The organism is Niallia sp. NCCP-28 (assembly GCF_023168165.1).
In the GTDB taxonomy this organism is placed as follows: domain Bacteria; phylum Bacillota; class Bacilli; order Bacillales; family Cytobacillaceae; genus Niallia.
The window spans coordinates 21,401-41,753 of sequence record NZ_BQYJ01000017.1 but is presented as its reverse complement, the minus strand read 5'-3'; the positions used below and the strand labels follow the sequence as shown (position 1 = coordinate 41,753).

Genomic DNA, 20,353 nt, shown 5'->3' with positions numbered 1-20,353 from the left:
TCTAGATTAAATATTATAGAACCAATAGTTAGGATCAGTAGCATTTAAATTATTGTAATTTAGTGGTTGCTCCGTTATATCGACTAATATATATCTATCATCAATCTTTAAATATGTTTGAATATATTTATCCAAGATACTTAAATCATCTTCTGTTTTAATAAGGTATACATTCTTGTTAAAGATGTTTAATACGTCATATAAATCATCCATAATGGCTTCAATGCTTGCTTTAGTAACCGCATTTTCTGTCTCGTAAGAAAAGAGATAAATTTTATTTGCCAAGAAAATGACCACCATAAATTATAAAGTTAAACAGTTTTTTCTTCTCTATTTACAGTTTCTCCTTGTATTAAATATTTCAATAATGGAGGAGCAAACAAAGTTGTTGCAATTATAACGACTACTATTGCAGTGAAGTATTCAGGTAACAAAAGGGATTCTTGCAAACCAGTAGCCGCAATGATTAGTGCTACTTCTCCTCGAGAAACCATCCCAGCTCCGATAATAAGAGAAGAACGATTTTTAAATCCAGTTAACTTTGCTCCAATAGCCCCACCTACAAGTTTTGTAAGGATAGCAACAATTACTAGGGCTACAATGAATCCAATTTGGCTTTCTATACCACTAAATGAAACATTTAAACCGATACTTACAAAGAAGACGGGGACAAATACAGCATATGCTATAGGCTCCACCTTACTCTCGACGGTGTGCTTATAGTTTGTTTGAGAAATAGCTATGCCAGCTGCGAATGCTCCAATAATTCCTGCCATTCCAAGAATATCCGCAAAATATGCAAAGGCGAAACAAATGACAAGGGCAATGGATACCACAGGTTCTGTAACTTTTAATTTAGAGAGTATTTTTAACATTTTGGGAACTAGGAAAGCTCCTGCAAGTAATACACCAATAAAAAAGATGACTTTTTTACCTATTAGAAGTCCAATCGATACTTCAACTCCAGTTCCAAGAAAACTAGTCATGACAGCTAAGAGCACGACAACCAGAACGTCGTCTACAACTGCAGCACCTAATATTGTGCTCCCCTCAGGGGAATTGAGTTTATTCATATCCTTTAACACTTGGACAGTAATACTTACAGATGTTGCACATAGTAGTATTCCGATAAACAGGGAGTATGTTGTATTTAATCTAAAGAGTTCTCCAATACCAAATCCTCCGATAAAAGGAAGGATGATGCCAATTATAGCAACCGCAAAAGCAGCTTTCCAATTTTTCTTAAGTTGGTCTAGATCTGTCTCCAAACCGGCTAAGAACATGAGCAATAAAACTCCAATTTCAGAGAAATAAAGAATAAAATCATTATTTTCTACCCACCCAAGGGCTGCAGGACCTAATATAATCCCGATTATTAGTTTTCCCAGTACAGATGGTTGTCCTAATCTGACGGAAAGATCACCTGCAATTTTTGTAGCAATTAATATTAATAACAGATATAAAATGAATTCCATTCTTAACCTCCTTTTTATATTGATTTACAGTTTAATACCCTTAAAACAGCCTGTCAATATGCTGTTTTAACAGCGATTAACACTGTTTTATTGACTGAAAAAAACGATTAATATAGCTACTCGTATTTGATGATAATCCCTTCTGAAGCTATTTATATGCCTATAAAGAGGGGGGGCGAATGAATTATCGTTGGGGAAAATTAGAAAAAATTTAGTTATAATAACTTTTTTAGTTTTAGAAGAAGGTGGTTTAGCTCCACTTTATAAGAGGGAAGAATATGCGATTCACTGTATATGATACTGCAGTTATATTTAGTCAATTCATCTCATTGTATTTTACATTCTGGATGTCACCATATGGTCTCATTATCTATATATCATCTTTTTTTATTCCTCAGAAAAAAAGATTACATTAAAATCAATATAAAAAAGCACCAAAAAGGTTTCGTTTTAGTGCTTTGGTGTTAGATTGTTTTCGAGATATTGATAATAGCTTTTTATCTAATTTATATAAAAAATTTGAATTGGAGGTTTAAATTAGTGAAAAAGATTAAAAAAGAATGGTTTTCAAATGTAAAAGGAGATATTTTAGCAGGTATTGTTGTTGCTTTAGCTTTAATTCCGGAAGCAATTGCATTTTCTATTATTGCTGGAGTAGATCCTATGGTAGGGCTATACGCTTCATTCTGTATAGCTGTCATTATTGCCTTTGTTGGAGGAAGACCAGGGATGATTTCAACCAATGGCTCTATTGATGGTTCCATTAGTAAAAAACATGGTTTAAATTATTTGCTGGCAGCTACCATCCTAACAGGTATTATACAAGTTTTATTTGGAGTATTTAAAATAGCAAAATTAATGAAGTTTATTCCAAGAGCTGTAATGATTGGATTTGTAAACTCTTTAGCAATTTTAATATTATTAGCTCAGGTGCCTCACTTTATTGGTATTTCATCAATGACCTATATTTTGTTGGTATAACTTTAGTAATTGTGTATGTATTACCTAGATTTATAAAATCTATTCCTGCACCGTTAATAGCTATTGTAGTTCTTAAATCAGTTGCTATCTATTCTAATTTTGATTTGAGGACAGTCGGAGATTTAGGGGACAATTACACAATCCCTACCAGCGTTTTTAATTCCTAATGTTCCATTTAATTTTGAAACGTTACAAATAATATTTCCTTACTTCATTGCGTTGGCAATTGAAGGTTTATTAGAACCATTGTTGATGTTATGACAGATACAGAAAGCAATAAGAACCGAGAAGCAAGAGGGCAAGGGATTGCAAATGTTGTTACTGGTTTCTTTGGTGGTATGGCTGGTTGCGCAATGATTGCTCAATCTGTTATAAACGTTAATTCAGGTGGAAAAGGACGACTATCCACATTAATAGCTAGTTTATTTTTCATGTTTTTAATTATTGTTCTTGGTGGTGTAGTTGTTCAAATTCCTATGGTTGTACTAGTGGGGATTATGATAATGGTCTCGATTGGAACTTTTGATTGGAATTCTTATTCATACTTAAAGAACGCACCTAAAACCGATGCAATTGTTATGTTAGTTACTGTTGCCATTGTTGTAGCGACACATGACCTTTCCATTGGAGTTATAGCCGGTGTAATTCTAAGTGCTATATTCTTTGTGGAAAAAATTTCAAAAATAAAGTTAACGAAACAAGAAACAATGGAAAATATTACTTTCTTTGTGGAAGGATTTTTAGATGGATTTGATGTTAGTGTTAAACATAAGAATATAATAATTGACTTCTCAAATGCACATATATGGGATGATTCAGCTGTTGGAGCTATCGATAAAGTTGTAATTAAATACCGGTAAAATAAGAATTTAAATGCTGCAAGTAAAAAATCGTGGACAAACTGGCTGTTTTTAATAACCCTAATGGTAAACTATTAGCCCATTAATATTATAATACGAGAAGTAGTATTTATCACAAAAGGAGGATACTTTTGAAAATAGTAAAATTAATTACACTGGTTTTATTGATCACAGTACTAAGTATTTATATCGTTTACTTGTTTGTTAGTGCTTATAAATATGAATTACATGATAAGAAATTTGAAGAATATACAGAGTAAATATGTTGCTGTTAGGAACAGAGTTAGGTTAATTGCTTATATGGAAGATAATTTATGATAAAGCGCTTCAAAGACTTTTTCGATAAAAACGTTTCAACAGGAGATGTAAATGAGTGTACATATATCCCACCTTTACTTGTTTTTAACATACCTATTCAATAAAGAATACGGAATACCTTTAAAATAAATCTTAATCTTATTCTAAGATGAAAAAGTTAATTTTGTGTAATGAAAAATGAATTCTTTGTGCACTACTTAAAGTGTGTAGCAAATGCGGTACTTAGTATTAATGCAAGCGCTGTTCCCTTGGCCATAAGAAAGAATATAAGAGTAATCTGTATTTATTTAAAAGGTTTTATAGGAAGAATTTAGCCCATCGTATGTCTGAGAAAATAACAATGAGAAATTGAGCTATGGGCAATTCAATTCCAAATGGGAGAAGAGATATTGGATTGATTATGGTACAAGTCTCATCAACTTTGATATATTGGTCGAAGATGGGCTAGTATCTTAATGAAAAAATTGATGGATGGAATGAACGTTGAAGGCAGATAATAGTAGTAACTTGTTTAGAATTTATGTAATAGATTAACCTGTAAATTCAAATATCCAAGTTAAATTTTTAAAGTAGTTAATTTAATAAACAGTACACCTGGAAAAAGCAGTGATTATCAAAAAGAAAAGAAGGTAGTGTTAAGTGTGTTTGATTATACAGTTCATACAAATAAAAGCGTAAATCATGCTATTAATAGGTTAGAGGCAAGCTTAAAAGAAGAAAAATTCGGTGTTTTGTGGATGTTTGATATTAAGGAAAAGCTTCAAGAGAAAGGGTTAGAATTTCAAAAAGAGTTTAAAGTTCTAGAAGTATGCAACCCAGATGAAGCACATAGGGTGCTGAACGAAAATGGAATGGCTGGATACTTTTTACCTTGTAAAATTGTTGTTTATGAAGATAATGGACAAACTAAAATAGGAATGCCTAGGCCAACAGCAATGATAAGCCTTCTAAATGATAATGACATGGAGTTATTTGCTAAAGATATAGAAGAACGCTTAATTAGATGTATTGATAAAAGTATCATGATAAATGGACTTACTTCTTAACGCCCTATATCCTTTTTACCGCTAAACTAATAGCGGTCTTTTTTATAAAATTTATTATTGACAATATACCTAATGGGGTATATTATAAAACTTGTCAGTGAAAATATTTCAACTACTGATACTTTATAAATGAAAATCCTGATATAAAATGAAAAATTAAAACACTAATTATAAGTGGCATCATTACATGATTATTTACTATAAAAAGAGGTGAACAAAAATGGATTATAATGAACAAATAAAAAATAGAGTAAAACGTATAGAAGGGCAGTTAAGAGGAATTTTGAAAATGATGGAAGAGAATAAAGATTGCAAGGAAGTAATTACACAATTATCTGCATCAAGAACTGGAATTGACCGAACAATAGGATTGATTGTTAGTTCAAATTTAATTGAATGTGTTCGGGAAGCTGATAAAAATGGTGAGAATACAGAGGAATTAGTAAAAGAAGCTGTAAACCTACTTGTAAAAAGCAGATAAGAAAGAGTTGACACCTTCTCTTTTTTTAATTATTATTATACCCATAGGGGTAATGGTATTAGGAAGGATGATTACTAGTGAAAATCGACAAATTGTTAGATGCAAAAGGATTAGCATGTCCGATGCCAATTGTAAAAACAAAGAAGGCAATGACTGAACTTGAAACTGGTCAAATATTAGAAATTCATACAACAGATAAAGGGGCAATAAATGATCTTTCAGCCTGGTCTAAAACAGTAGGTCACGAATTATTGAGTCAAAAAGAAGAAAATGGTGTATTGAAGTTTTGGATTAAAAAGGGATAATTTTTTGCCATTTATAATACCCATGCGGGTATGGGTTAAATTAATACTGGAGGTAACAATATGACTGAAAAGAAAAAAACAACCATTGTACTATTTAGTGGTGATTATGATAAAGCAATGGCTGCTTACATTATAGCTAATGGTGCTGCAGCTTATGATCATGAAGTAACTATTTTTCACACTTTTTGGGGTTTAAATGCTTTACGTAAGGACGAAGATATTGCAGTAAAAAAAGGGTTTATGGAAAGAATGTTTGGCAAGATGATGCCTAGAGGTGCTGATAAAATGGGGTTATCCAAAATGAACTTTGCTGGAATGGGTCCTAAGCTGATTAAGGATATTATGAAAAAGCATAACGCTATGCCTTTACCACAATTAATTGAAATGGCTCAAGAACAAGATGTAAAACTTGTAGCTTGTACCATGACAATGGATTTATTAGGACTAAAACAAGAAGAGTTATTAGGTAACATAGAATATGCAGGTGTTGCTGCTTATTTAGCGGATGCTGAGGATGGAAATGTTAATCTATTTATCTAACTAGATAAAAGTAAAAGTTCTCTTGATTAAAGGAGGTTTTAATATGACATATTTAAATTATCTTGTCCTTGCATTGGTACTATTTTTCATAATGAGAAGGTTTTTACCAATAAAGGGAATTAACAATATTACCACTAATCAATTAAAAAAAGAAATAAATAATAAGAACAAACAATTTGTGGATGTTCGAACAAATGGAGAGTTTAAAGGAAACCATATTAAAGGTTTTAAAAATATACCACTCCATCAACTAGCTCAACTAGCAGAAAAAGACCTTTCAAAGGAAAAAGAAGTTATCGTAATTTGTCAAAGTGGAATGAGAAGTCAACGAGCAAGTAAAGTCTTAAAAAGGTTAGGTTTTAAAAACGTAACTAACGTCAAAGGCGGCATGGGTGCTTGGTTTTAAAATAAACAGAAGGAGAAGAACTAACTAATGAAACAAATGACTGTAAAAGAAGTAGAGGCTCTAATAAACGAAGGAAAGAAATTAAATATTATTGATGTGCGAGAGGTGGATGAAGTTGCCACTGGGAAAATACCAAGTGCTATAAATATCCCATTAGGTTTAGTTGAGTTTCGCATGCATGAATTAGATAAGACTATTGATTATATCATCGTTTGCCGTTCTGGTGCAAGAAGTGGTCGTGCCACACAATTCCTTGAAGATTATGGATTTAATGTGATTAATATGACTGGTGGAATGCTTGCTTGGGAAGGAAAAGTAGAATAAATTTTTTTAAAACTAATAATACCCTAACAGGTATAAGTGATGGAGGCTGAAAAATGGAGAACTTAAAAGCAAATACAATTTTAGATGCAAAAGGTTTAGCATGTCCGATGCCAATTGTTAAAACAAAAAAAGAAATGAAAAACTTAGAGGCAGGGCAAGTATTGGAAGTTCAAGCGACGGATAAAGGCTCTAAAGCAGACATGAAAGCGTGGGCTGAAAGCACTGGACATCAATATCTAGGAACAATAGAAGAAGGGGAAGTGCTGAAGCATTATTTGCGTAAATCTTCTAATGAAGAATCGAATGAAAAAAAACACCCAAATATTATTAGCAATGAAGAACTAGAAAAGAAAATAGATGTGGATAAGAACATTGTAGTTATTGATGTTAGAGAAAATGCAGAATTTGCTTTTAACCATATTCCTAACGCTATCTCTATCCCATTGGGAGAATTGGAAAACAAAATGAATGTTTTAAACAAAAATGATGAAATTTATATAGTTTGTCGAACAGGAAATCGTAGCGATCTTGCTGCGCAAAAGTTAACTGAAAATGGATTTAATAATGTAATTAATGTTGAACAAGGTATGAGTCAATGGAGTGGGAAAACAAGTAGTATAAATGATTAAAAAATGGGGGAATTAACGATGAACAAAAAAGTAGCAATTATTGCAAGTAATGGTGGATTATTTGATGCTTATAAGGTTTTTAACATTGCAACTGCGGCAGCAGCAACTGATCAAGAAGTATCTGTTTTCTTTACTTTTGAAGGGTTGAATTTGATTCATAAGGAAGCATATAAGCACTTAATCATGCCTGAAGGTAAAGAACAGCTTGCTGAAGGATTTATTAAAGCGAATGTACCTTCCATTCCAGAATTAGTGTCTATGGCAAAAGAAATGGGAGTTAATTTTATAGGCTGTCAAATGACAATGGATGTTATGGGATTAGAAAAAGAAAATTTTGTCGATGGAATGGAAGTAGGCGGAGCAGTAACATTTTTGGAATTTGCAAAGGATGCAGATGTAACTTTAACTTTTTAAAATTATATATTTTTTTAAATAAATTAATACCATAGGGGGTATAAAGGTGGCTGTTTCTGTAATGACTTCAAAAGATGTGACGAAAAAAGTTTTTAATAAAGAAGAGTTGTTTATTCTTGATGTTCGTAATGAGAGTGATTTTAACGATTGGAAGATTGAAGGGGAAAACTTTGAATATTTAAATGTTCCTTATTTTGAATTACTTGATGGTGTGGATGAAATTATAGGTGAAATCTCCACTAAGAAAGAAGTACTAGTTGTTTGTGCAAAGGAAGGTTCATCTGTAATGGTAGCAGAAATGCTTTCTGATGTTGGATTAAATGTTTCCTATTTAAAGGGTGGAATGAAAAAGTGGAGTGAACATTTAGAACCGGTTAAAATAGGTGACTTGAATGATGGTGGCGAAATTTATCAATTTGTTCGAGTTGGTAAAGGCTGTCTATCTTACATGATGTTATCGGAAGGAGAAGCAGCAGTAATCGATTCAACGCGTATGACGGATATCTATCTTGATTTTGCAGTAAACAAAAATGTAAAAATTACACACGTATTTGATACGCACCTTCATGCTGACCATATTTCCGGAGGACGTACAATTGCAGAGAAAACTGGTGCTGACTATTGGTTACCACCTAAGGATGCAACGGAAGTGACTTTTGCTTACCAACCATTAGAAAACGGAAATGATGTAACCATTGGTAATACAACTATTAATATTACGGCTTTGTATTCACCTGGACATACGATTGGTTCTACTTCATTTATTGTGGATAATAAATACTTGCTGTCAGGTGATATTTTGTTCATTGATTCTATCGGAAGACCCGATTTGGCAGGTATGGCGGAAGACTGGGTCAGTGATTTAAGAGAGACTTTATATAAACGCTACAAAGAATTGTCAGAAGAACTAATTGTTCTACCAGCACACTTTATGATTATAGACGAGTTAAATGAGGATGGTAGTGTTGCAGAAAAACTTGGGAAATTGTTTACAAAAAATCATGGACTGAATATCGATGATGAAAATAAGTTTAGAAATTTAGTAACAGAAAACTTGCCGCCACAACCAAATGCATATCAAGAAATTCGTGAAACAAATATGGGGAAAATTAACCCGGAATTAGATAAACAACGAGAGATGGAAATTGGACCTAACCGTTGTGCCGTTCGTTAATTATAAAATAGGAGGAATAACAAATGGATTCAAATAAAGTATTAGATGCTAAAGGCTTAGCGTGCCCAATGCCGATTGTAAAGACAAAAAAAGCAATGGGAGATATTGACACAGGTGAAGTATTAGAAGTCCATACAACGGATAAAGGAGCGCTAAACGATTTAACAGCCTGGGCTAAATCGGGAGGACATGATTTATTAAAGCATGAAAACGAAAATGGAGTGTTAAAATTCTGGATTAAAAAGGGTTGAAAATAAAGGGGACCAATAAGGTTCCCTTTTTCTAAAGAGGTGTAACAAAATGGATATAACTTTTATAGCTACAATTTTTGTTATTGGATTTGTTGGTTCTTTTATTTCTGGGATGTTAGGAATTGGTGGTGCTATCATCAACTATCCCATGTTACTATATATACCAGTAATGTTAGGCGTAGGACATTTTACAGCACATGAAGTTTCAGGGATTACAGCCATTCAAGTGTTTTTTGCGACACTCGGAGGTGTTTTAGCCTATCGTAAGGATGGATTTCTAAATAAAAAATTGATTATTTACATGGGAGTAAGCATTTTAACTGGAAGCTTTATAGGGGGGCTCAGTTCTACTCATATGCCGGAGAATGGAATAAATATTGTTTATGGAATCTTAGCTCTTATTGCCGTTATTATGATGTTTATTCCTAAAAAAGGGGTTGATGATGTTCATTTTAATCAAGTAAGGTTTAACAAATGGCTTGCATCTTTGTTTGCGTTCATAGTGGGTATAGGTGCGGGTATTGTAGGTGCAGGAGGAGCATTCCTGTTAGTTCCTATTATGCTAGTAGTCCTAAAAATACCAACAAGAATGACGATTGCATCCTCCTTGGCCATTACATTGATTTCATCCATTGGAGCTGTTACTGGAAAAATCGCAACAGGAAATATACCTATACTACCTGCTTTTATTATGGTTGTGGCGAGCTTAATTGCTTCGCCTATAGGTGCCAACATGGGTAAAAAATTGAATACAAAAGTGTTACAAGGGGCAATGGGTCTATTAATTTTAGCAACAGCAGTGAAGACTTGGTTCTCTATCTTATAAACTTAATATTGCATAATATTAATGGATTCCATAAATATAATGATACCTGGAAATAGTATTTCAAAACTGCAGAAACCTGCAGTTTTTTCTATTCAATAGAGGGTACGAAGAGAAGTTAAGTTTTTAGATAGAACTTTATAAATGTACACCATACATGTGGTTTTTTAGAATTATATTTTAAAATGAAATCTTAGCTGGATTATCAACTACACAAATACCCATTCTTAAATAGACAACCTACCCTTAACGGTATCATGCATAAAATAAAAAAAATGGAGGTAAGTATATGTATCCTTCTGTAACAACTGGCCTAAATGGAGTAGTCTATCAAGGATATTCTCATGCACATCACGGTCCTTGGTGGCAACCTTTACATTGCTCTGGTCCTTCCTGTCACGTTCATTTTGGTCAAAAAATGTAAAACATATCACATCAACCCCCAGTTCAAACGTATTCTTTTCTGAAAGAAATAATAAAGAGTATCTAACAACAAACCAAAAGTTCCAATTCAACAAAAGGATGAATTGGAACGAACTCCGATTTTTTTTATTTTTTATTGGGTTAAAAATAAAATAAAAGGATATGTGATATAGGGGAATAAATGGATTATTTCTAAACCTGTAAAAATTCTCAGTTAAACTTTTCAAGATCCTAGCACTTTAAAACTTTATCAATAAGAAATAAATTATAACCATAATTATTAAAATAATCATAAAAGTGGAAACCATATTTACTTTAATATTTGAAGGATTGAACCTTTCCTCATAAATTTGAAGTTTATTTTTAGAATAATTTTTTGTTGCTAATAGAATGACTGCAATTCCAAGAATACATGCGAAAATACCTAAAATAACACTGAACATATCTATAATTAGATTTCTTCTAACACCAATTGTAAAATGCAAACTTGTTGTTAAAAAACCTATTCCAACAATTGAAACTACTGTTCTTATCCATGCCAAATATGTTCTTTCATTCGCTAAATGCTGTTGAGCATACTTTAGTTGATTATGTTTATTTATAAAGGGGTCTTGATCTTGCCTACCTTTTCGTTTGTTATTCATATAATCAACCTGAAGTTTGAATTTTTCTTCTTCGGTATAAAAATAAGATTATACTAATTCCAATTAATATTAAAGAAACCACTTGGGCAATGCGCAGGTTCGATGTCAACATTAAACTATCTGTTCGTAAACCTTCAACGTAAAATCTTCCAATTGAATACCACACAAGATAACTTAAAAATAACTCGCCATTCTTCAAATTCAACTTTCTAAGTACATAGAACAAAATAACAAATCCTAAAAGGTCCCAAGAAGATTCATATAGAAAGGTAGGTACATAATAATTTCCATCAATAAACATTTGATTAATAATAAAATTTGGAAGATAAATACTTTCTAAAAAGGCCCTTGTAGTTTCCCCACCGTGCGCCTCTTGATTCATAAAATTTCCCCATCGACCAATTGCTTGTCCAAGAATTAAACTTGGCGCAACAATATCAGTAAGTTTCCAAAAAGAAAGTTTTTTCGTTCTTGTGAATATGATTGCAGTTAAAACAGCACCAATTAACGCTCCATGTATGGCAATTCCACCTTGCCATATAGCAATAATTTGCGAAGGATTTTGAGAATAATAATCCCATTCAAATGCAATATAATAAATTCGCGCACAAATGATTGCAACTGGGGCGGCGATCATAATGAAATCAGTTATAATTTCTTTATCCCATCCTAAACGATTTGCTTCTCGTGTTGCTATCCATAAACCTAGAATAATACCACAGGCAATTATAATACCGTACCAATGAACGGAAATCGGTCCAAGTTCAAATGCAATTGGGTTTAATGTTTGTACATCGTTCATACTTAACACCTCCAAAAGTTATACTTTCCTTATCAATAATAACATAATTATTACCTATAAAAAAATGAACTTTCCCGTTCCTCAATAAATAAAGACACGTTCACTTTAAAAAATACTAGACACACAATTTCTGTAAAGAATAGACTCACATTTAGTAAAAGTTATTCCTTGTAAATCTAGAAGAAAAGTATCTAGGAGCTTCGCTTTCCCCATACACATTATTAATTTCTAAGACTCAGCAATAAAAAATCCAATTACCATTTTACAATCGATAGTCCTAGTGCATATCGACCGTATTTCCTACTTCTTGCTTAATCTATACTATAAAAGCGATTGAACACTTGTTTTTTAGTAACATGATTCAATATATAACTACAAATCTCTAAATATTAAAGAAGTACTCTTTGGTCACTTAAAAATCCCACAAAAGGTCAATAGGGAGTATCCATTAGTTGTAAATGATCTATTTGGTGGGGAGATATTAAAAACTAAAGTATTAGGATGTTGGCATTATTATAACCGCATAAATGGGTTTTGTTATGGCATTACATCGACTCAGTATAAAGCACCCTGCCATTAGTTAGTTATGCTGACTAGAAGAGAAGAAGTGTTATTCAATAAATAACTACCTAAAGAATGGAGTTCAAAAATTATTAAAAATTAGTAATTTATATTCTCTTCTCTTCAAACAAAAAAACTACCCAACTTAATATCAGGTAGCCAAATGAAATGAACAAATATACAATATATTCAATTTTGTGAATATGTGCTAGTTACTGTACAAACTTATATTTTTGAAAAATACGGGGTACGGAAGCGATTCGTAGGTTGAGGGGTCATTATGGAAATAACGGAGAATCAGATAAAACCTATTGCCAAGTATTCAGGATACTATTTATCCTCTGTTTAAAATTAATCTGACGGAGAAAGACTTGGAAGAAGTGTACACCCCAACAGTAAGTGTAATCAAATGGGCAGAGGTTAAGTCTAAAGGAACCTTATAGCAATTAGCATTACTCGTTTTAATCAAAACTGTACAGAAGCTTGGATTTTTTATCCAGATGATCAATGTTCCGGAAGCGATTGCTATGCATATTGCGAAAAAGGCACGCTTGCTTTGCCAGCCGTAGAAGAGTGGAAGACGTATATTGAAACGAGAACGGCCACGCCATTTTCTCTTTGTTCGAGATTATCTTCAGATTCGCCCGTTTGATCATCTGGCCCAACAAATGTCGGTTCATACAATGACCAATTTAACATTTAGCAAAGATGATCCGACCGACTTAATCAATGCTGCAATTGAGGAATTAATCTGTCAACGATACGAATTATCTGTCTATAATACTTAAAAAAATACAGCTAATGACGTTAGAAATAAATACTATCGTGCCATCTATCATCAGATAGACCATGCACTAAATGATGAATTAGACAGCGAAGTAGAACGATACATTATAAATGCCTTTTTTCTATGGATATAATTTAGGACCAACTCAAAAGGCCCGATTCATAGGAAGTTTAGATAGAAAACAAATAGCATGGATTAATCAGTGTCATGTAACAATTAAACTTAGACAAAGCCATTCAATATATTATCAATGCCTATAACCAATTCAATCTTCCAAAAATCGGGGGTGATGGAAGGAGAGCTTCAGCCGACAGTTGGCGGATTCAAATGGGATTTATATGAGCAAACCTTCTATCCGAAACCATATTCTTTATGGAGGATATTGTGGTATTGGCTATTATGACGTTTCCGATACCTATAGCTTTGTTCAGCAATTTTATTTCCTTGTGGAGTATGGGAAGGAATCCATATTTTAGACATTTTGATGAATGATAAAGCCGATATTCAACCCGAAATTCTCCTTCCGATACTCAGGGACATAGTACAACAGTCTTTGGGCTTTCTTCTTTACTAGGTATTCAGCTGTTGCCTAGGATTCGAAATTGGAAAGATTTAAAATTATTCCGTCCTTGTAAAGAAGAGATCTATGAGCATATTGATGAACTTTTTTAAGGAGAAATCGATTTGGATCTCATTGAGACTCATTATCCAGATATGATTAGAGTAGCTATGTCAATCCAGTCAGGTAAAATTACTCCATCTACCATTCTCAAGTAAACTAGGGACATACAGTAAAAAGAACAAGCTGTATCAGGCGTTTCATGAGCTTGGAAGAGTGATACGAACCATGTTTTTATTAAAATATATGGCTGACGATGAACTGAGAGGAACTATTCAAGCTGCTACCTATAAAAGTGAAGCCTTTAATGGGTTTAGCAAGTGGATCTTCTTTGGTGGTGAAGGGATTAATGCTGAAAATGGGCGCTAGACTACATGATTTTTTAAGGGCAATACTCGAAAATACAGGCTTATCAATACATGACCTAGTTTTGCCCTTTATTAAAAGGGAAGAATAGATTTGTATTAAAAAATCTATTCCATAATTCATTAATTGTCAAAAAAAAGAATGCTTGGGGTTTATATAGACCCCTAAGCGTTTTAACTTATAAAGATGCTTTTTTTAAGGCTAGGTTAAAGTTTTTGGTTGATTTCGTATAAAACAACAACTTTCGTCCCGTTTGTTCCAAAAGAATAGATTTCTACATTAATACGAATGCTGCCATATTAGTTACAATAAAAAAAAATGAGTTGCTAATCGCAACTCGGAATCTTCTTACGTCAGTTAAAGAAGGTATTATTTACCCACGGTAATAAAAAATTTTAGACCTGTAGGCTTTTATATGGTTCATCATACTCTTTAAAAATCAACCGAATTCGAGTCATATCATCAGGCAAAGGAGGTGATACAATATAGTCAAGTGACATATGTCCGCCAGAACCTAACCCTCCTTCATATCTGCATTCATATTCATTCTCTTTGTCCTCAACTGTATAAAACAAACAAGGAAACCTTCACGTATGCGAAGGTAAGCGGTTAATCAATCAGTTTTTCTTAGTTGCTTAGAAGCCACTACTCTAATAAGTATCATAGTAAATCGAACAAATAAAAAGGTTGCTGCAATGGAAAAGAAACTATGTAAGGAAGTCCAAGATTTTTTATATTTAATTAAATTTGTTTTCCTTTCAATCCAATGTTCAGCAACGGCAGATGGAAAACTAAATAAAAAGCATTTAATAAATATGTCTAATATATTTGAATTTTTAGTTGCTTGGTTGAAATAAATGCAGGTCACAGGAAAAAGAAGATAACTAAATAAAACACTAATATCAAAAGTTTTTAATGTTTTTACTGGGTATTTTAAATATCCCTTTTTCACTAAAAGATTATCTAAAATGGAGGCGATATAACTTTTTAATAAGAAAATAATTAGCCAATCTTTTAATGGCGGTTTTCGAAGTATGTTAAGAAAAGCCACTATAGATATAATAAAAAATGTTCGTAATAGGATTTTTTCCTGCTTCCTTTTCTTCATCCTTAATCCTCCTATATTTTTTATTAATTTAACCTAAATAGGAGAAGTTATTATGAGTTTATTTATGATTAACTAAATCAGTAATTTGTTGGTACCTTAACACTATTTAGATTCTACTTTCCAAGAGCGTAGAAAAAAATAGGCTGGAGGCAAACAATTGAAAAACCTAGTAATATAATATGCAGCATGTCCTTTTGTTGACATATCAAAAAAGATATTTACTTGAATGAAAAAAACAGGTTTATATTTAAATGAGAGTTATAAAACTTTTAAACAGCAACTTTTTCGGTTAAAAGGGGGCTTTTCTTTGAAATCCATATTTCCACCTATAATATTCAGTGTGTGAATACCTCCTTAGATTTCTATACATTAGTCTATATATAATGGGATTCTATACACTGTAAGAGATAGGACTAAATGATTTTCGCCTTATTTATGTAGCAAGGCCGTTTAATTTCATTGTAATCTTTCACAAAATATAAATAATCCTCCTTAGTAGGAAGATTATTATAAGAGTATGTAGTATGGAATTTTAACCAATCATAATTTTTTCTTCTGCGTATTTATAAGGTAATTTATTATGTTTTTTGGCTAATGCAAAGGCTATTGTCAATGGCCCAACTCGTCCAATGAACATTAGAAGGGAAATAACAATTTTGCCAACGGGACTTAAATCAGGGGTTATTCCTAATGACATGCCTACAGTTGCAAAAGCGGAAATTACTTCAAATAGGATTACATTTAATGGTGCATCTTCTGTAATGGTTAAAATAAACAAAATAAATGAAACGATACCTATAGAATATACTGTTATAGCGAAAGCCCTATATACTAAATCTTTGGGAATACGTCTTTCCATTATGTTTATATCATCATTTCCCCGAATTAAGTTCCAGACGGCAAGAAGAATGATAATAAATGTTGTCACTTTAATTCCTCCAGCAGTTCCACCTGAACCTCCACCAATAAACATTAAAATCATCGTAATAAACTGAGTGCTCAGTGTTAATTCAGGCATATTTAAACTGTTAAACCCAGCAGTTCTTGGGACTACTGCATGAAAATAAGCTCCTAAAAATTTATCTTTTAGAGATAGGGGACCCAATGTTCCAGGATTATTAAATTCTAATACAAATATAAGAATTGTAGGAAGAATGATAAGAAAGGCTGTGATCCATAAGACTAATTTTGAATGTAAGGAAAGCTTTCCTGAAAACCTTCTTTTCCAAATATCTAATATAACCGTGTAGCCCAGACCTCCAATGAGTAATAAAGAAGTTAGAATAAAAACTACAGTAAAGTCACCGGCATAGCCAGTGATACTACGATAATCTCCCATAATATCAAATCCTGCGTTATTAAAGGCCGAAATAGAGTGAAATATACCATAATAGATAGAAGTTGGGAAACCAAAATCAGCAGACCAACGAATTGCTAAGAACAAAGCACCAATTGCCTCGAATAGTAAGGTAAAAAGGAGGATGAATTTTACTAGTCGTACCATACCTTCCAGTGAAAGCTGATTTAAAGATTCTTGAATGATCAATCTTCCTTTTAATCCAATATTCTTACCAAGGAATATAGCGATGACAACTCCAATGGTCATGAATCCCAATCCACCAGTTTGGATTAAAAATAAAAGAACACATTGACCAAATACTGTAAAAGTCGTACCAGTATCAACTACAACTAATCCAGTAACACAAACGGCAGAAGTTGCTTCAAATATAGCATCAATAAAAGAAAGTTCATATCCATCATTTGTTGATATAGGCAACATGAGGAGAAATGCACCCACAAAGATAAGAGAAAGGAATCCAATGGATAATACTTGTGCAGGATTAAACTTCAAGAAACTCCCAATAATATTTATACCTTCCGGTTTAGTTATTTTCACAATTATCCTCCAATTATTAATTATCAGTATTCAAGTGAATTTTACACTTATTTTTTATTTACAACAAATAGATTTTTAATGATTTAACTAGATCTTGGAATCTTATTCTTTACTTTATGGATGTTAATATATCACAAAAAAATAATTGACTATATTATTTTTTTGCTTCTAAGTTTTAAATGAGTAGAACTGAACTGTAAATAGTCTTTTTTCTAAAAACGACTATTTACAGTATCTTTATGCAGTAGTATGATAAACAAGTTTCCTTGCAACAATACGTGTTGTTTTATTAGTTAAGGGGACTATAATAACTGAATAATAATTTAGAGGTGTAAAATGATTTCGCTAAAGAGATTATTAATTGGAAGACCATTAAAATCGAATGCATTAGGAGAGCAAAGAATCAACAAGAAAAAGGCATTGGCCATACTCTCATCCGATGCTTTATCTTCCGTGGCTTATGGACCGGAACAGATATTATTAGTATTAGTAACGTTAGGTACGGCAGCCTATTGGTATTCTTTGCCCATTGCTTTGGGCGTACTAGTTTTACTAACTGCTTTAATATTATCTTACCGTCAGATCATTTTTGCTTATCCACATGGTGGAGGCGCATACGTTGTATCAAAAAATAATCTAGGAACTAATGTCGGATTGGTTGCTGGTAGTTCTTTGTTAGTTGATTATATTTTAACTGTTGCTGTAAGTGTCTCTGCTGGAACAGATGCTATTACATCAGCTTTACTAAGTATCAGAGCAATTACATTCACCAATTGGTACTCCCATTCAAGGGGTAACTTTATTCTTGCTCCTTAGAGCATTTGCTTCTAGTAGCTCGGCATTAAACAGGTGTCGAGGCCATTTCAAATGCAATACCTAATTTTAAAGAACCGGCACCTAATAATGCTGCTAAAACGCTAATAGCGATGGGTGTGTTACTAGCCATTTTATTTACTGGAATTGTTTCTCTAGCCTATTTTTAAGGAGTTTCTCCACGTGAAGATGTAACAGTGGTCTCCCAAATTGCAGAAGAAATATTCGGTAGAAACGGAATGTATTATTTTGTTCAAGGTACAACGGCACTTATTCTTATTTTAGCAGCTAATACAGGGTATACGGCATTCCCGTTATTAGCAGTAAACTTAGCAAAAGATAAGTTTATTCCTAGAATGTTTACCATTAGAGGAGATCGTCTAGGTTATTCAAATGGTATTTTGTTTTTAGCTTTCTTTTCCATTATCCTGATTATTGTATTTGAAGGAAAAACAGAGTCACTCATTCCTTTATATGCGGTAGGAGTATTCATTCCGTTTACTTTATCCCAAACAGGGATGGTCCTTAAATGGTTGCGAGAAAAACCAGAAGGGTAGAAAGGGAAACTTATTATTAATGCATTGGGTGCTATTATTTGCTTCATAGTGACCATGATGTTCTTCCTTACAAAGTTCCCACAAGTATGGCCTGTATTGGTATTCGTTCCGGTTATTGTGTATGTGTTTTATAAGATAAAAAAACATTATGATTCTGTAGGAGAACAATTGCGAATTACTGACTTAGCTGAAGTGAAAGATATATCAGGCAATGTTATAGTTGTACCAGTTGCAGGTATTACTCGTGTTGTGAACAATTCTCTTGCCTATGCAAAATCGTTAAATCCTGATAAATTAATTGCTGTTTATGTGGCGTTTAGCCGTGAGGATGAGAAGAGATTTGAAGAGAAGTGGAATCAATGGCAACCGGATGTCCGTCTTGTTACCTTACATTCCCAATATCGAAGTATTATCCAGCCTTTAACTAAATTTATTGATACGGTGGAATATAAAGCAGGAGAGTCAGATTATCGAGTAACAGTAGTTATACCACAGTTTGTACTACGAAAAGGATGGCATAATATTTTGCATAACCAGTCTAGCTTGTTAATTAGGACCTTCCTTCTATATAAAAGAAATGTTATTGTTTCAACGGTACCTTACCATTTTAAAGAATAATCTATAAGAAAAAAGATACCTAAAAAGGGTATCTTTTTTTTAGGATAATAAATCCAATTATTCACAAACTAGTAGAAATACAACCTGAGGAGCAAAGGTATGAAATGGTTAAATTATTTATTCCTTATATTTTTAATTATTCTCTTGGCTGGATGTTGGGATAGGACAAGTTTAATATTGCCGCTGCCACTCGCCCTATCTATTCTCATATGAGATTGTTGGCCATAAGCGAAGAAGTTACGAAAAAGGGAATGTTGGGGTTTTTGGATTTTGTAGATCGAAACAGAGAAATAAGAGATGATTTTAGTATCGTTATTGTAAAAGGGAACAGTGCCGGTGATATTTTACAAGTAAATAATATGTATAAAAAAAGTGCTTCTCTGAAGCTATTTACCCAATTAACGACGATGCAAAAAGATTGGGGTGGAGCACCAGATATTAAATTAAATGATTATGTTCGGATATATAATTCTCAGGGCCAAACTCCCGTACTTGCAGCGGTTAAATTAGCTGGTGATCCGAAAAAAGGGGGAAATGTAGAAAATATGAAAAGTGAACAACCTGAGAGTCAAGTAATTGTTGACTCCTTGGCTGTTTTAAAAGCGGGGAAACTTGTTGGCTATGCCTCCTTGTATGAAATAAGGGATATGCTTTTTGTACAAAATAAAATTAAGAGTACAGTAATAACATCAATTTTTGGAAAAGGAAAGTTTGGTTATCGTATTACTGCTTCTAAAACAGAAGTTTCTGCGAAAGATTTAAATGGAGTACCTAACTTTCATATTAAAATAGAAACGGAAGGTACTTTAGAAGGTACTGATATTTATCACAATTTTAAAGACATTTTTGCGTTTGAGGGATTAGAAGATTCAATTAACAAAAAGATGGAAAAAGAAATAAAAGAATTTATTAATAAAACAAAAGAGGAATTTAATGCGGATATTTTTGGGTTAGGTGAGTTGCTTAGAGACCAGGATTATAAGCATTTTAAACAATATAAAGACAATTGGGATGATGGGTATGCTAAAGCACAAATACATATTAATTTTAATTCAGAAATCAAAAGAAGTGGATTAAGAAAAGATCCGGCAATTATGAAATGAGAGGGGAGATTTCCTTTTTTTTATAACC

At 32.8% G+C, this 20,353-nt stretch carries 22 protein-coding genes and 3 pseudogenes; 18 read left to right on the top strand and 7 right to left on the bottom strand.

Features of this window, described 5'->3' with window-relative positions:
* Window positions 1-6: 6 nt before the first annotated feature.
* The gene (locus NCCP28_RS22475; RefSeq protein WP_182104540.1) at window positions 7-285 is read right to left on the bottom strand and encodes a hypothetical protein; all 279 of its coding nucleotides are present in this window, start codon (window positions 283-285) and stop codon (window positions 7-9) included.
* Between the two features lie 26 nt (window positions 286-311).
* Entirely contained in the window at window positions 312-1,475 is a 1,164-nt protein-coding gene (locus NCCP28_RS22470; RefSeq protein WP_182104538.1) for a cation:proton antiporter, read from the bottom strand.
* Between the two features lie 540 nt (window positions 1,476-2,015).
* Between NCCP28_RS22470 and NCCP28_RS22465 the strand changes: the two are divergent.
* From NCCP28_RS22465 to NCCP28_RS22410, 12 genes and pseudogenes are all read left to right on the top strand, one after another.
* Window positions 2,016-3,402, top strand: a pseudogene (locus NCCP28_RS22465) (SulP family inorganic anion transporter).
* Window positions 3,403-4,275: 873 nt separating this feature from the next.
* A complete protein-coding gene (locus NCCP28_RS22460) occupies window positions 4,276-4,680 on the top strand; it encodes a DUF302 domain-containing protein (protein ID WP_182104536.1) in 405 nt (134 codons plus the stop codon).
* A gap of 220 nt (window positions 4,681-4,900) precedes the next feature.
* Window positions 4,901-5,161 carry a metal-sensitive transcriptional regulator gene (locus NCCP28_RS22455; RefSeq protein ID WP_127742315.1) on the top strand — a complete coding sequence of 87 codons (261 nt, stop codon included), beginning with the start codon at window positions 4,901-4,903 and terminating at the stop codon, window positions 5,159-5,161.
* 77 nt (window positions 5,162-5,238) lie between these two features.
* Complete coding sequence (locus NCCP28_RS22450; protein WP_127742317.1) at window positions 5,239-5,466, top strand: sulfurtransferase TusA family protein; 228 nt, start codon at window positions 5,239-5,241, stop codon at window positions 5,464-5,466.
* Between the two features lie 60 nt (window positions 5,467-5,526).
* A complete protein-coding gene (locus NCCP28_RS22445) occupies window positions 5,527-6,006 on the top strand; it encodes a DsrE/DsrF/DrsH-like family protein (protein WP_127742319.1) in 480 nt (159 codons plus the stop codon).
* A gap of 43 nt (window positions 6,007-6,049) precedes the next feature.
* Window positions 6,050-6,412, top strand: coding sequence for a rhodanese-like domain-containing protein (locus NCCP28_RS22440; protein ID WP_127742321.1), 363 nt, complete (start codon window positions 6,050-6,052; stop codon window positions 6,410-6,412).
* 27 nt (window positions 6,413-6,439) lie between these two features.
* Window positions 6,440-6,736, top strand: coding sequence for a rhodanese-like domain-containing protein (locus NCCP28_RS22435; RefSeq protein ID WP_182104616.1), 297 nt, complete (start codon window positions 6,440-6,442; stop codon window positions 6,734-6,736).
* Between the two features lie 53 nt (window positions 6,737-6,789).
* On the top strand, window positions 6,790-7,365 hold the full coding sequence (locus tag NCCP28_RS22430) for a sulfurtransferase TusA family protein (RefSeq protein WP_237944267.1): 576 nt from the start codon (window positions 6,790-6,792) through the stop codon (window positions 7,363-7,365).
* 18 nt (window positions 7,366-7,383) lie between these two features.
* Entirely contained in the window at window positions 7,384-7,779 is a 396-nt protein-coding gene (locus tag NCCP28_RS22425) for a DsrE/DsrF/DrsH-like family protein (protein WP_233315226.1), read from the top strand.
* Between the two features lie 46 nt (window positions 7,780-7,825).
* The gene (locus NCCP28_RS22420) at window positions 7,826-8,953 is read left to right on the top strand and encodes an MBL fold metallo-hydrolase (protein WP_220459919.1); all 1,128 of its coding nucleotides are present in this window, start codon (window positions 7,826-7,828) and stop codon (window positions 8,951-8,953) included.
* 23 nt (window positions 8,954-8,976) lie between these two features.
* A complete protein-coding gene (locus tag NCCP28_RS22415) occupies window positions 8,977-9,204 on the top strand; it encodes a sulfurtransferase TusA family protein (protein ID WP_182103631.1) in 228 nt (75 codons plus the stop codon).
* Between the two features lie 49 nt (window positions 9,205-9,253).
* Window positions 9,254-10,030 (top strand): sulfite exporter TauE/SafE family protein, encoded by a 777-nt coding sequence (locus tag NCCP28_RS22410; protein WP_182103630.1) that lies wholly within the window; start codon window positions 9,254-9,256, stop codon window positions 10,028-10,030.
* Between the two features lie 659 nt (window positions 10,031-10,689).
* Here NCCP28_RS22410 and NCCP28_RS22405 read toward each other — a convergent pair.
* Window positions 10,690-11,094 (bottom strand): YidH family protein, encoded by a 405-nt coding sequence (locus NCCP28_RS22405; protein WP_182103629.1) that lies wholly within the window; start codon window positions 11,092-11,094, stop codon window positions 10,690-10,692.
* A gap of 4 nt (window positions 11,095-11,098) precedes the next feature.
* Window positions 11,099-11,896 (bottom strand): prolipoprotein diacylglyceryl transferase, encoded by a 798-nt coding sequence (lgt, locus tag NCCP28_RS22400; protein ID WP_182103628.1) that lies wholly within the window; start codon window positions 11,894-11,896, stop codon window positions 11,099-11,101.
* 364 nt (window positions 11,897-12,260) lie between these two features.
* Between lgt and NCCP28_RS24005 the strand changes: the two genes are divergently transcribed.
* The 4 genes and pseudogenes from NCCP28_RS24005 (at window position 12,261) to NCCP28_RS23995 (ending at window position 14,232) form a co-directional block, all read left to right on the top strand.
* A complete protein-coding gene (locus NCCP28_RS24005) occupies window positions 12,261-12,476 on the top strand; it encodes a YunG family protein (protein ID WP_455749418.1) in 216 nt (71 codons plus the stop codon).
* 568 nt (window positions 12,477-13,044) lie between these two features.
* On the top strand, window positions 13,045-13,245 hold the full coding sequence (locus NCCP28_RS22395; protein ID WP_182103627.1) for a DUF4158 domain-containing protein: 201 nt from the start codon (window positions 13,045-13,047) through the stop codon (window positions 13,243-13,245).
* A gap of 575 nt (window positions 13,246-13,820) precedes the next feature.
* Window positions 13,821-14,021 (top strand): annotated as a pseudogene (locus NCCP28_RS24000) (Tn3 family transposase).
* Window positions 14,022-14,079: 58 nt separating this feature from the next.
* Window positions 14,080-14,232 (top strand): Tn3 family transposase, encoded by a 153-nt coding sequence (locus NCCP28_RS23995; protein ID WP_455749416.1) that lies wholly within the window; start codon window positions 14,080-14,082, stop codon window positions 14,230-14,232.
* A gap of 392 nt (window positions 14,233-14,624) precedes the next feature.
* Here NCCP28_RS23995 and NCCP28_RS22385 read toward each other — a convergent pair whose 3' ends face one another.
* From NCCP28_RS22385 to NCCP28_RS22375, 3 genes are all read right to left on the bottom strand, one after another.
* Window positions 14,625-14,804 carry a hypothetical protein gene (locus NCCP28_RS22385; protein ID WP_182103625.1) on the bottom strand — a complete coding sequence of 60 codons (180 nt, stop codon included), beginning with the start codon at window positions 14,802-14,804 and terminating at the stop codon, window positions 14,625-14,627.
* Window positions 14,805-14,842: 38 nt separating this feature from the next.
* Entirely contained in the window at window positions 14,843-15,337 is a 495-nt protein-coding gene (locus NCCP28_RS22380) for a CBO0543 family protein (protein ID WP_182103624.1), read from the bottom strand.
* Between the two features lie 532 nt (window positions 15,338-15,869).
* Window positions 15,870-17,234, bottom strand: a complete 1,365-nt coding sequence (locus NCCP28_RS22375) for a TrkH family potassium uptake protein (protein ID WP_237944442.1) — start codon at window positions 17,232-17,234, stop codon at window positions 15,870-15,872.
* Window positions 17,235-17,570: 336 nt separating this feature from the next.
* Here NCCP28_RS22375 and NCCP28_RS22370 point away from each other — a divergent pair.
* Window positions 17,571-19,222: pseudogene (locus NCCP28_RS22370) on the top strand (APC family permease).
* Window positions 19,223-19,398: 176 nt separating this feature from the next.
* The gene (locus NCCP28_RS22365) at window positions 19,399-20,325 is read left to right on the top strand and encodes a Ger(x)C family spore germination protein (RefSeq protein WP_455749417.1); all 927 of its coding nucleotides are present in this window, start codon (window positions 19,399-19,401) and stop codon (window positions 20,323-20,325) included.
* The last annotated feature ends 28 nt before the right edge of the window (window positions 20,326-20,353 follow it).

Coding starts and splice junctions, on each gene's coding strand:
- NCCP28_RS22415 (WP_182103631.1), top strand. CDS start 8,977: ATGGATTCAAATAAAGTATTAGATGCTAAAGGCTTAGCGTGCCCAATG.
- NCCP28_RS22430 (WP_237944267.1), top strand. CDS start 6,790: ATGGAGAACTTAAAAGCAAATACAATTTTAGATGCAAAAGGTTTAGCA.
- NCCP28_RS22440 (WP_127742321.1), top strand. CDS start 6,050: ATGACATATTTAAATTATCTTGTCCTTGCATTGGTACTATTTTTCATA.
- NCCP28_RS22405 (WP_182103629.1), bottom strand. CDS start 11,094: ATGAATAACAAACGAAAAGGTAGGCAAGATCAAGACCCCTTTATAAAT.
- NCCP28_RS22380 (WP_182103624.1), bottom strand. CDS start 15,337: ATGAAGAAAAGGAAGCAGGAAAAAATCCTATTACGAACATTTTTTATT.
- NCCP28_RS22470 (WP_182104538.1), bottom strand. CDS start 1,475: ATGGAATTCATTTTATATCTGTTATTAATATTAATTGCTACAAAAATT.
- NCCP28_RS22455 (WP_127742315.1), top strand. CDS start 4,901: ATGGATTATAATGAACAAATAAAAAATAGAGTAAAACGTATAGAAGGG.
- NCCP28_RS22435 (WP_182104616.1), top strand. CDS start 6,440: ATGAAACAAATGACTGTAAAAGAAGTAGAGGCTCTAATAAACGAAGGA.
- NCCP28_RS22445 (WP_127742319.1), top strand. CDS start 5,527: ATGACTGAAAAGAAAAAAACAACCATTGTACTATTTAGTGGTGATTAT.
- NCCP28_RS22425 (WP_233315226.1), top strand. CDS start 7,384: ATGAACAAAAAAGTAGCAATTATTGCAAGTAATGGTGGATTATTTGAT.
- lgt (WP_182103628.1), bottom strand. CDS start 11,896: ATGAACGATGTACAAACATTAAACCCAATTGCATTTGAACTTGGACCG.
- NCCP28_RS22410 (WP_182103630.1), top strand. CDS start 9,254: ATGGATATAACTTTTATAGCTACAATTTTTGTTATTGGATTTGTTGGT.